The organism is Phytobacter sp. RSE-02 (assembly GCF_040578655.1).
Taxonomy (GTDB): Bacteria; Pseudomonadota; Gammaproteobacteria; order Enterobacterales; family Enterobacteriaceae; genus Phytobacter; species Phytobacter diazotrophicus.
On the sequence record NZ_JBEULY010000001.1, the window covers coordinates 80,584 to 93,203 of the forward strand.

At 56.3% G+C, this 12,620-nt stretch carries 6 protein-coding genes; 4 read left to right on the top strand and 2 right to left on the bottom strand.

The genetic code is table 11. The features are described 5' to 3' along the window. Window positions 1-21: 21 nt before the first annotated feature. A complete protein-coding gene (locus ABU190_RS00385; protein WP_132439067.1) occupies window positions 22-1,389 on the bottom strand; it encodes a 6-phospho-alpha-glucosidase in 1,368 nt (455 codons plus the stop codon). Between the two features lie 12 nt (window positions 1,390-1,401). Beyond that, entirely contained in the window at window positions 1,402-2,946 is a 1,545-nt protein-coding gene (locus tag ABU190_RS00390) for a PTS transporter subunit EIIC (protein WP_354690077.1), read from the bottom strand. A gap of 278 nt (window positions 2,947-3,224) precedes the next feature. Between ABU190_RS00390 and ABU190_RS00395 the strand changes: the two genes are divergently transcribed. The 4 genes from ABU190_RS00395 to ABU190_RS00410 all read left to right on the top strand — a co-directional run bounded on the left by ABU190_RS00395 (window position 3,225) and on the right by ABU190_RS00410 (window position 12,611). Next, window positions 3,225-8,186, top strand: a complete 4,962-nt coding sequence (locus ABU190_RS00395) for an alpha-2-macroglobulin (RefSeq protein WP_354690078.1) — start codon at window positions 3,225-3,227, stop codon at window positions 8,184-8,186. Between the two features lies 1 nt (window position 8,187). Further along, on the top strand, window positions 8,188-10,512 hold the full coding sequence (gene pbpC / locus ABU190_RS00400; RefSeq protein ID WP_354690079.1) for a peptidoglycan glycosyltransferase PbpC: 2,325 nt from the start codon (window positions 8,188-8,190) through the stop codon (window positions 10,510-10,512). A gap of 283 nt (window positions 10,513-10,795) precedes the next feature. Further along, a complete protein-coding gene (gene ndk / locus ABU190_RS00405) occupies window positions 10,796-11,227 on the top strand; it encodes a nucleoside-diphosphate kinase (RefSeq protein WP_039079665.1) in 432 nt (143 codons plus the stop codon). Between the two features lie 217 nt (window positions 11,228-11,444). Next, window positions 11,445-12,611, top strand: a complete 1,167-nt coding sequence (locus ABU190_RS00410; RefSeq protein WP_039079666.1) for a bifunctional tRNA (adenosine(37)-C2)-methyltransferase TrmG/ribosomal RNA large subunit methyltransferase RlmN — start codon at window positions 11,445-11,447, stop codon at window positions 12,609-12,611. Window positions 12,612-12,620: the final 9 nt, after the last annotated feature.

The window sequence follows — 12,620 nt, forward strand, 5'->3', positions numbered from 1 at the left end:
CAAAAGGCGCGAGTATCCTCGTTATTTTTTTATCGCCCGCCCATTTTCCCAGGCTTTTTGCAGCGCGGGCCAGTATTCGCGATTCGCCGCGATCATTTCATCAAGAATCGCTTTAGCGTGTTGCATGGTGGGCACTGTGCGGTTGAGCGTAAAGGCCTGCAGGGCTTTTTCGTAACTGCCTTCAATGGTGGCTTCAACCAGCAGTTGTTCCGAAGCCAGTTGCTGCATCAATAACGTTTGATGAAACAACGGCACCGCCCCCATGCGCACCGGCTCCGGTCCGTTTGCCGTGATGTACGCCGGCACTTCTACCATTGCATCGTAGGGGAGGTTCGCAATCGCCCCTTTATTTTCGACGATCACCAGATGGCGCTGACGTAAATCAAAGGCCAGCGAGCAGGCGACATCAACGATAAACGCGCCGTGAACCCCGACATGAAACGCATCCGGTAAGACGCCGGTACGTTGATACTCCTGGGCTGCGGCAAACAGCTTTTTCTCCCTGCCGTTCATCACCTCATTGGCGCGGGTATAGTTGGGATCCTGATGTTCAACAATCTCATTGGGCATCAGGTAGTACTGGAGATAGGGGTTCGGCAGATATTCCGGGAAATGATCCATCAGCGGTTTAATATTGCGCCATGTCTTCACCCACGACGGATCCGAGTGTTGCGGATCGGTCTGCGCGGCATCTTCGGTGAGCAGGCCAAAGCGGGCAATGTGTTCACGCAGTTGAGGCAGTCTGTCTTCGCCATCAACAAGCACGCGGGTAAACCAGCCAAAATGGTTCAGGCCGAAGTAATCCACCTCCAGTTTGTGGCGATCAACGCCGAGGATCGCCCCCATATTGCGCATCGCCGCCACCGGCATATCGCAAATATTGAGCACGCGGGCGTCCGGACGCAGACGACGTACCCCTTCGGCAACAATTGCAGCGGGGTTGGAATAATTCACAATCCACGCGCGTTTATCGGCGTAGCGCTCGACCAGGTCAATGAGTTCCACCATTGGCAGAATGGTGCGCAGACCGTACGCCAGACCGCCAGGTCCACAGGTTTCCTGACCCACCACACCATGACGCAGCGGGATTTTCTCATCCTGCTCGCGCATTTTGTACTGGCCGACACGCATCTGGGCGAAGACGAAGTGGGCACCGCTAAAGGCCGCTTCCGGGTCGCTGGTGACGGTAAACTTGATGCTCTGGCTGTGGTCACGAATCACTTTTTCCACCACTGGCGCAATGGTACTCTGTCGGGCTTCGTCAATGTCGTAGAGGCGAATTTCCGCCAGCGGGAAATCCTCCAGACGCACCATCAGGCTTTTGACAATCCCTGGCGTGTAGGTGCTGCCGCCACCGGCGATAGAGAGAATAAATGGGGGTTTCAACATCTTTAGTCTCCTTTAGAGAAACGCCTCAACGGCTTCTCGCATTTTTTTGACATGCAGCCCGTAGACCACCTGAACGTTATTGCCTTGTTTGATGACCGCTTTCGCGCCTGTTGCTTTCAGGCGTGGTTCATCAATGGTGGCGACATCTTTCACCGTGACGCGCAGACGGGTATAGCAGTTGTCTACCACCTCGATGTTGCCGCGTCCGCCAAGTCCTTCGATAATTGCCTCGCCCAGTCCGTCGTTGTTACCTTTGGCCTGGTAATCCTGCTTGCTGTACAAACGCGTCTCTTCGTCTTCAGTTTCCCGGCCTGGCGTCTTCATGTCGAAACGCAAAATCAGGAAACGGAAAATAACGAAGTAGAGGGCGAACATAATCAGCCCGACCACGATGTACATCGGCCAGTTCGACTTCTCAGTGCCGAGCGGCAGGTTATAGAGAATGAAATCAATGATGCCGTTTGCGCCGATGGCATGGACGCCAAGCAGGGAGAAAAGCATCATGCCGATGCCGGTCAGCACCGCGTGCACCACGAACAGCAGTGGAGCGACGAACAGAAAAGAAAATTCAAGCGGTTCGGTCACCCCAACCAGAAGGGAGGTGAGCGCTGCGGGGATAAGAATCGCTTTCGCCGCCGCTTTGCGTTCGGGCGTTGCGGTCAAATACATGGCCAGTGCGGCGGCGGGCAGGCCGAACATTTTACTGATGCCACGCGCATCCCAGACCACTGTGCTGCTTAGTTGTTTCACGTCCGGGCAGGCCATTTCGGCAAAATAGATATTGCGCGCGCCCTGGTACATCGAGCCGCACACCTCCTGCGTACCGCCCAGTTCGGTATATAAAAATGGCGTGTAGACCAGGTGATGCAGGCCCGTGGGAACCAGAATGCGCTCCAGGAAGCCATAAATGGCCACGCCGAATGGCCCGGCACCTTTGATGGCCATTGCCAGTGTGCTGATGCCATGCTGGGCGAAAGGCCACAGCTCGCTCATGACAACGCCCAGCACCATAGAGACAGGGAGCATGATGATGGCGACAAAGCAGTGGCCGGAATAGATAGCCATCGCCCCGGAAAACTGTACGCCGGAATACTTGTTGTACAGATATCCCGATAGCGCGCCGGTGAGGATCCCGGCGAAGACGCCCATCTCCAGCACCTGTACACCCAGCACCATACTTTGGCCCGCGGCTTTCATCTGATCGGCCGCTGCCAGCCCGCCCTGCATCTGCAAGGTGACATTCATGGCATTGATAAACACGATAAAGGTGACCAGACCAATGAGCGCGGCATAGCCTTTATCACGTGCGGCGAGACCAACGGGAATGCCGACTGCAAAGACCAGCGCCAGATTTGCCAACACCGAGACGGCGGATTTAGCAATCAGTTGCCCGGTATGTTGAATCAGCGGATGACCGAGGAACGGCAGGTACTCTGCCAGGTTGCCGTTGCCGAAAATATTTCCGAAGGCGATAAACAAGCCGACAATCGGCAAAATCAGCACCGGACCAAAGAGGGACTTACCGAAATTTTGTAGGGCGTTAACGGCTCTGCTCATAACGTTCTCTCTTATATGAACCGCGAAAAAGGGGTGAAGATGCACTAACGTTAGCAGGTGCACGCAAAAGTAAGCTATCTATCTTATTGTTTTAAAAACAAATGACCTGAAAAGTAACATGTAACGTTACGACCTGTGATCGCGATAACATGACTGATCGAACCGGCTAAACGCAGCGAAGCGCTTTCCAGATTCTGGGAGGCTGTTTGTAATCGGCAAAGTCACGCATAATACTTACGCTTAACGAATTAACAGGCTTTGTGGGCCAGGGATAAAGGATGAAACTGAAACGTTCGACGGCGATCGCTATCGCCTTCTTTAGTGCGTTCATATTGGCAGGTTGTGATAACAACGATAAACCTCAGGAAGCGCAGGCCGCCCCGGCGGCAGCCTCGCCAGCCGCGAGTCAAACGCCACCCGCGACAAAACCGGATGGCGAAAAACTCAAACAACTGGCGGCGAACAGTGAAGGCAAGCCGTTAACGCTGGTAGATGCCTCTGAGGTCCAGCTTGAGGGCGCGGCCGCCCTGGTATTGACCTTTTCCGTTCCGCTCGACCCGGATCAGAACTTTGCCCAGGCTGTCCACGTGGTGGATAAAAAGAATGGCAAAGTCGACGGGGCATGGGAACTCTCCACAAACCTGAAAGAACTTCGCCTGCGTCACCTTGAACCCAACCGCGAACTGTTGGTATCCGTTGACCGCGGGCTGGTGGCGCTTAATAAAGCCACTTTTGGTATTGATTACGAAAAGGCGATTACCACCCGTGATATTCAGCCTACCGTTGGCTTTGCCAGCCGCGGTTCTTTACTGCCCGGAAAAGTGGTGGAAGGGCTGCCGGTTATGGCGCTTAACGTCAATAATGTGGATGTTAACTTCTACCGCGTGAAGCCGGAATCGCTGGCGGCTTTCGTTAGTCAGTGGGAATACCGCAACGCGCTGACCAACTGGGAGTCGGACAATTTGCTGAAAATGGCCGATCTGGTTTACACCGGTCGGTTTGACCTCAATCCGGCACGTAACACCCGCGAAAAACTTCTGCTTCCGCTGGGGGAAATCAAGCCCCTACAGCAGGCCGGAGTCTATATCGCCGTTATGAACCAGGCGGGGCACTATAGCTATAGCAATGCGGCGACCCTTTTTACGCTGAGTAATATTGGCCTGTCCGCCCACCGTTACCATAATCGGTTAGATATTTTTACCCAGGGCCTCGAAAACGGTGCGGCGCAATCGGGCGTCGATGTTGTGCTGCTGAACGATAAAGGTCAGACGCTGGCGCAGGCGACCAGCGATGCACAGGGGCATGCCACGCTGACCACGGACAAAGAAGCGGCACTGATTCTGGCGCGTAAAAACGGCGAAACAACCTTGCTCGACTTGCAGCTTCCTGCCCTCGATCTGGCGGAATTTGCGATTGCCGGTGATCCGGGTTACAGCAAGCAATTCTTTATGTTTGGTCCGCGCGATCTCTACCGCCCCGGCGAAACCGTGATCGTAAATGCTCTGCTGCGTGACAGCGACGGTAAACCGCTCGCCGATCAGCCCGTGAAGCTTGAGGTGGTCAAACCGGATGGTCAGGTGATGCGTACCGTGGTAAGCCAGCCGACAAACGGTCTGTACCATTTTACCTACGCTCTGGATGCCAGTGCGCAGACCGGTACATGGTCGATTCGCGCCAATACCGGGGATAACCAACTGCGTAGCTGGTCTTTCCATGTAGAAGATTTTATGCCGGAACGGATGGCGCTGAATCTGAGCCCTCAACCGACACCGCTCAAGGCCGATGAAGATGTGGATTTCAACGTCGCTGGCTATTACCTGTACGGTGCGCCGGCCAATGGCAATACCCTGCAGGGCCAGCTCTATTTGCGCCCTTTACGTGAAGCGGTAAAAGCCCTGCCAGGTTTTCAGTTTGGCGACATTGCCGATGAAAATCTGACGCGTACCCTGGATGAAGTGCATCTGACCCTGGATGAAAAAGGCCATGGCCAGGTTACAGCCCCCAGCCAGTGGCAGGAAACTCACTCACCGTTGCAGGTTATTTTGCAGGCAAGCCTGCTTGAATCGGGCGGTCGTCCGGTCACGCGTCGTGCTGAACAGGCTATCTGGCCTGCGCCTGTGCTGCCGGGTATCCGTCCGCAGTTTGCCTCGAAGGCGGTTTACGATTACCGCACCGATACCACCGTCAACCAGCCGATTGTTGATGAAAATGGTAATGCCGGTTTTGACATTGTCTACGCCGATGCGCAGGGCGTGAAAAAAGCGGTCTCTGGCCTGCAGGTACGATTGATTCGCGAACGTCGCGACTACTACTGGAACTGGTCGGAAAGCGAAGGCTGGCAGTCACAGTTTGATCAAAAAGATCTGGTAGAGAATGAGCAGACGCTGGATCTCGCCGCTGACGAAACCGGGAAAATTACCGTACCGGTAGAGTGGGGCTCATATCGCCTGGAAGTCAAAGCGCCTGATGAAAGCGTCAGTAGCGTCCGTTTCTGGGCCGGTTATAGCTGGCAGGATAACAGCGACGGCACCGGGGCCGCACGCCCTGACCGCGTCACCATGAAGCTGGACAAACCTGCCTATCAGCCGGGCGATACCATTAAGCTGCACATCACCGCACCTGCGGCAGGCAAAGGCTACGCCATGATTGAGTCCAGCGAAGGGCCGTTGTGGTGGCAGGAAATCGACGTGCCCGCGACAGGGCTGGATCTTTCTATTCCGGTGGATCAGAAATGGCGTCGCCATGACCTCTACCTGAGCACGCTGGTAGTGCGTCCGGGGGATAAGTCCAAATCGGCAACGCCGAAACGCGCCGTGGGCTTGCTCCATCTGCCGATGGGGGATGAAAACCGCCGCCTCTCCGTGGCCCTGGAAAGTCCGCAAAAAATGCGTCCGAACCAGCCGCTGACGGTCAAGGTGAAGGCCAGCCTGAAAAACGGCACCGTGCCAAAACAGGTCAACGTGCTGGTCTCCGCAGTGGATAGCGGGGTGCTGAATATCACGGATTATGTCACGCCAGATCCGTGGGAAGCCTTCTTTGGGCAAAAACGCTATGGCGCTGATATCTATGATATCTATGGTCAGGTGATTGAAGGGCAGGGGCGTCTTGCTGCGTTACGTTTTGGTGGTGATGGCGACGAGCTCAACCGTGGCGGCAAGCCACCGGTTAACCATGTCACCATCATTGCCCAACAGGCGCAGCCGGTTACGCTGGACGACAAGGGTGAAGGCACGGTTACGCTGCCTATTGGCGACTTTAACGGTGAACTGCGCGTGATGGCGCAGGCCTGGACCGCGGAAGACTTCGGTAACAGCGAAAGCAAAGTGATTGTCGCAGCGCCGGTGATTACCGAGCTCAACACGCCTCGCTTCCTGGCCGGCGGTGATACCAGCCGCCTGACGCTCGATATTACCAACCTCACCGATAAGCCGCAGACGCTGAATGTTGCGCTGGCGGCAAAAGGCTTACTGGCGCTGGAAAGCGAGCAACCGAAGCCGGTGAACGTAGCGCCAGGGGCGCGGATGACGCTCTTTATTCCGGTACGTGCGCTGGACGGTTATGGCGATGGCGAAGTGACGGCTGCCATTTCAGGCCTGACGCTGCCGGGGGAAACCTTCGCGACGCAGACTAAATCGTGGAAAATCGGTGTGCGTCCGGCTTACCCGGCACAGACCATCAGCAGCGATGTCATGCTCTATCCGCATGAGACCTGGAATGCACCGGCTGAGCACACAAAACGTATTTCGCCAGTGGCCCTGCAGGGGCAGTTGTTGTTGAGCGGACGTCCTTCACTCAACATCGCCCGTTACATTCAGGAGCTGAAAGCCTACCCGTACGGATGCCTTGAGCAGACGGCGAGCGGGCTATTCCCGTCGTTGTATACCAATGCGGCTCAGCTTAAGGCGATGGGTATCAAGGGTGACAGCGATGAACAGCGCCGTGCGGCAGTGGAGATCGGTATTGCCCGCTTACTGCAAATGCAACGTGATGACGGTGGCTTCTCGTTATGGGATAAAAACGGGCCGGAAGAGTACTGGTTGTCCGCCTATGTGACTGACTTCCTGGTCCGCGCCTCAGAGCAGGGTTACAGCGTGCCGGTGGAGGCGCTGAATAATGCCAATAGCCGTCTGCTGCGTTACTTGCAGGACCCGGCGGTGATGGCTGTGCGTTACAGCGACGATGTCCAGGCGACAAAATTTGCGGCGCAAAGCTATGCGGCGCTGGTGCTTGCACGTCAGCAGAAAGCTCCACTCGGCGCGCTGCGCGAACTGTGGCAGCGTCATGCGCAGGCGAAAGCTGGCCTGCCTCTGCTGCAACTGGGGGTGGCACTCAAGCTGATGGGCGATGCTCCGCGCAGTGAACAGGCACTGGCGCTGGCGTTAACCACACCGCGTGCGAAAGCGCAGCGCTGGATGGCGGATTACGGCAGCGAATTGCGTGATAACGCGCTGATGCTGTCGCTGCTGGAAGAAAACTCACTGTTGCCGGATGCGCAGAACAAGTTGCTGACCACCTTGTCTGAACAGGCCTATGGCCAACGCTGGCTCTCCACCCAGGAAAGCAATGCACTCTATCTGGCGGGTCGTCATTTGCAGAACTTGCCGGGGACATGGCAGGCACAGACCTCCCTGACCAGTGAAGAGCTGAAAGGCGACAAACCGCAAACCCGTGAACTCAATGCGGACCAGATGACGGCGCTGACGGTGACAAACACCGGTGAAAGCCCGATGTGGCTGCGTCTCGACAGTACAGGGTATCCGGAGTACACCCCGGCACCGGCCAGCAATGTCCTGAATATCGAACGGCAGATCCTCGGTACCGATGGGCAGACAAAATCACTGGCCTCGCTGAAAAGCGGCGAACTGGTGCTGGTCTGGCTTGAAGTACGCGCCAGCCACAACGTGCCAGATGCGCTGGTAGTTGACCTTCTGCCAGCCGGACTGGAACTGGAAAACCAGAATCTGGCCAGCAGCAGCGCGAGCCTGCAGGATAGCGGCAGCGAAGTGCAGGAACTCCTTAACCGTATGCAGCAGGCAGATATTGCCCATATGGAATTCCGCGATGATCGCTTTGTCGCCGCCGTCTCCGTTAGCGAAGGGCAGCCAGTCACGCTGGTTTACCTTGCGCGTGCGGTAACGCCGGGAACCTATCAACTGCCGATGCCGCAGGTGGAGTCTATGTATGTGCCGCAGTGGCGGGCAACAGGGGCCGCAAGCGGTCCGTTGATCGTTCGCCCATAGCATGAATAAAGGGCGCACCTGGCGCTCCCGCGGGCTTTGGCTTGCGGGAGCGTTTCTTCTTATTCCGTTGGTTCTTTTTATCGCCGACAAACTCTGGCCGCTGCCTCTAAAAGAGGTCAACCCGGCGCGCGTCGTTGTGGCGGAGGATGGCACGCCGCTCTGGCGCTTCGCTGATGCCGAGGGGATCTGGCGCTATCCGGTGGCGATAGAAGATGTCTCTCCGCGTTATTTACAGGCGCTTATCGAATACGAGGACCGCTGGTTCTGGAAACACCCTGGCGTAAACCCGCTTTCGGTCGCCCGTGCTGCATGGCAGGATCTGCTGGCTGGCAGAGTTATTTCTGGCGGCAGTACGCTCACTATGCAGGTTGCGCGTCTGCTCGATCCCCATCCGCGTACCTTTGGCGGTAAAGTCCGCCAGCTATGGCGGGCGTTGCAACTCGAGTGGCATCTCTCCAAGCGCGACATTCTGACGCTCTATCTCAACCGTGCCCCGTTTGGCGGTACGTTGCAGGGCGTTGGGGCGGCAAGCTGGGTTTATCTGGGTAAATCCCCCGCGCAGCTCAGCTATGCAGAGGCGGCACTGCTGGCCGTCTTGCCACAGGCACCGAGTCGCCTGCGCCCTGACCGCTGGTCGGAGCGTGCCCAGGCGGCGCGGGATAAAGTACTGGATCGCATGGTTTCGCAGGGTGTGTGGAGCCAAAAACAGGTAGCGGAGTCGCGCGAAGAGCCGGTCTGGCTGGCACCGCGTCAGATGCCACAACTCGCGCCCCTCTTCTCCCGTTATATGTTGAGCAAAGACCCGGGCCTCAAAATTACCACCACACTTGATGCCAGCCTCCAGCGTCAGCTTGAAGACCTGGCCGCTGGTGTGAAATCTCGTCTGCCCCAGCGTAGCTCGCTGGCGATCATCGTTGTCGACCATACGGACATGAAAGTCCGCGGCTGGGTGGGGTCGGTGGACATTAATGACGACAACCATTTTGGCCATGTCGATATGGTCAGTGCCATCCGCTCGCCGGGTTCAGTGTTAAAACCCTTCATTTATGGCCTGGCGATGGATGACGGTCTGATTCATCCCGCCTCGTTACTACAGGATGTGCCACGGCGAACGGGGGACTATCGTCCCGGTAATTTTGACAGCGGTTTTCACGGACCGGTCAGCATGAACGAGGCGCTGGTTCGCTCACTTAACCTTCCGGCGGTACAGGTTCTGGAGGCCTACGGGCCGAAGAAATTTGCCGCCACGCTGCGCAATGCCGGGTTGCCGCTTAAATTGCCGGAAGGCGCGGAGCCGAACCTGTCACTTATTCTGGGTGGGGCAGGCGCCCGTCTGGCGGATATCACCGCAGCGTATAGTGCCTTTGCGCGCCACGGCAAGGCCGGGCAATTACGCTTTCAGCCAGACGATCCGTTAATGGAGAGAACGCTGATGTCGCCGGGCGCGGCGTGGATTATTCGCCGCATTCTTGCCGGAGAAGCGCAGCCGTTACCGGACAGCGCGCTCCCGCAAGTGGTGCCGCTGGCCTGGAAAACCGGCACCAGCTACGGTTATCGTGACGCCTGGGCCATTGGGCTGAATAGCCGCTATGTGATTGGCGTCTGGACGGGCAGGCCGGACGGCACCCCGGTTGCGGGCCAGTTTGGTTTCGCCAGCGCAGTGCCATTGCTCAATCAGGTGAACAATATGCTACAGCCCCGTTCCGCGCTGGAGCTGGCGCGTTTACCGCAGGATCCGCGCCCGGAATCGGTCAGCCGCGATGTCATCTGCTGGCCTGGCGGGCAGAGCTTACCGGAAGGTGACAGCAATTGTCGCCGCCGTCTGGCGACCTGGCTTCTGGATAACAGCCAGCCACCCACGATGTTGATGGCGGAGCAAGAAGGGGCGCGCGGCATTCGTTTCCCGGTGTGGGTTAACGCGCAGGGACAACGTGTCGCGGCAGATTGCCCCGATGCGCAACAACGCACAATCATCGTCTGGCCTTTACCGCTGGAACCCTGGTTACCTGATGGCGAGCGCCGGGCGGCAAGATTACCTCCGCGCTCGAAAACCTGTCCTCCGCGCGATGAGAACGCGCCGCCGCCGCTGTTGCTTTCGGGGATCCGCGATGGCGCAGTGATCAAACGGTTACCGGGGCGCTCGCAGGCAACATTGCCGCTACAGGCCACCGGTGGCGAAGGGCGACGCTGGTGGTTTTTAAACGGAGAGCCGCTGGACGGTCATGATCAACTATTAAGCCTTAACCTTGATAAAAGCGGTCAGTATCAGTTACTGGTGATGGATGACGCCGGGCAGGTCGCGGCGGTAGAGTTCGCGGTGCAATAACGCAACACATATACGCATCTTTTTTCACGCTGCCTTTGTGTTGGTTGCACGTGTACGCCCCGGTGACTGATTTATGTAAGTACCGGGGATGCCTGCGCTTGCCGCCTTGATGTAACCTGAATAATGTGGTGAAGAGACGTTTTGGTGAATGGTGTTGCTGAAACTCGTCTTATTTTAAAAAAATGTTACCTTTATCCATAGGCAATGCCCGCGTTGCTCTTTATAATCCGCGCCAGGTCATACGTATGTATGTACGACAACAGAACAACTTACAGGGGTTAACATGGCTATTGAACGTACTTTTTCCATCATCAAGCCGAACGCGGTGGCAAAAAACGTTATTGGTAGTATTTTCGCGCGTTTTGAATCTGCTGGTTTCAAGATTGTTGGCACGAAAATGCTGCATCTGTCCGTTGAGCAGGCTCGTGGTTTCTACGCTGAGCACGAAGGCAAACCGTTCTTCGACGGCCTGGTTGAGTTCATGACCTCCGGCCCGATCGTGGTCTCCGTACTGGAAAGCGAAAACGCGGTGCAGCGTCACCGTGACCTGCTGGGCGCTACCAACCCGGCTAACGCGCTGGCAGGTACTCTGCGCGCTGATTATGCTGACAGCTTCACCGAGAACGGCACCCACGGTTCCGATTCTCTGGAATCTGCGGCGCGCGAAATCGCCTATTTCTTCGGCGAAGGCGAAGTTTGCCCACGCACTCGCTAATTTCCGCGGCCTTACGCACCCTGTTGTGCGAAGCCCATCGGAAATTGTAAGCAGATTTACACTTTATTTTGCCGATGCCGCGCGCAGTCGTGGCATCTGCACAGCAGAATTTGTACAATGCAGCGCCCCGTGAATTGCAAAACGCATTCCCGGGGCGCTTCTTTTCTCAACCCTCCAGGGGCCATAACGTGTAATAACGAGGCCGGAATAAACAACTATGTCTGAACAGATTGTCACGCCTGAGAACGTCGCACTGACGGTTCCCAATAAAGATGCAAAAATCAACCTGCTGGATCTGAATCGTCAGCAGATGCGCGAGTTTTTCAAAAACTTAGGCGAAAAACCCTTCCGCGCCGATCAGGTGATGAAGTGGATGTACCACTATTGCAGCGACGATTTTGATGAGATGACCGACATCAATAAAGTGCTGCGTAATAAGCTCAAAGAGGTCGCGGTAATCCGCGCTCCTGAAGTCGTGGAAGAGCAACGTTCCTCCGATGGCACCATCAAATGGGCGATTGCCGTAGGCGATCAGCGCGTTGAAACGGTATACATTCCGGAAGACGATCGCGCCACGCTGTGCGTTTCCTCACAGGTTGGCTGTGCGCTGGAGTGTAAATTCTGCTCCACGGCGCAACAGGGCTTCAACCGTAACCTGAAAGTGTCAGAGATTATTGGCCAGGTCTGGCGCGCGGCGAAAATTATCGGTGCGGTTAAAACGACCGGCGTACGTCCTATCACTAACGTGGTAATGATGGGCATGGGCGAACCGCTGCTGAACCTGACTAACGTGGTGCCGGCAATGGAAATCATGCTGGATGACTTTGGTTTTGGCTTGTCCAAACGTCGCGTTACGCTGTCGACTTCTGGCGTGGTTCCTGCGCTGGATAAGCTGGGTGACATGATTGATGTTGCGCTGGCTATTTCACTGCATGCGCCGAACGATACCATTCGTGACGAAATTGTGCCGATCAACAAAAAGTACAATATTGCGACTTTCCTCGAATCGGTTCGCGGCTACATTTCGAAGTCCAATGCCAACCAGGGGCGCGTGACCATTGAATACGTCATGCTCGACCATGTGAACGATGGCACTGAGCATGCGCACGAGCTGGCGGCCTTGCTGAAAGACACGCCGTGCAAGATCAACCTGATTCCGTGGAACCCGTTCCCGGGTGCACCGTACGGCCGCAGCTCGAACAGCCGTATCGACCGTTTCTGTAAAGTGCTGATGAGCTATGGTTTCACCACTATCGTGCGTAAAACACGCGGTGATGACATTGACGCGGCATGTGGTCAGTTGGCTGGTGACGTTATTGACCGTACGAAACGGACGATGCGTAAACGTATGCAGGGTGAGCCGATTTCGATTAAAGCGGTTTAGTGTTCTGGC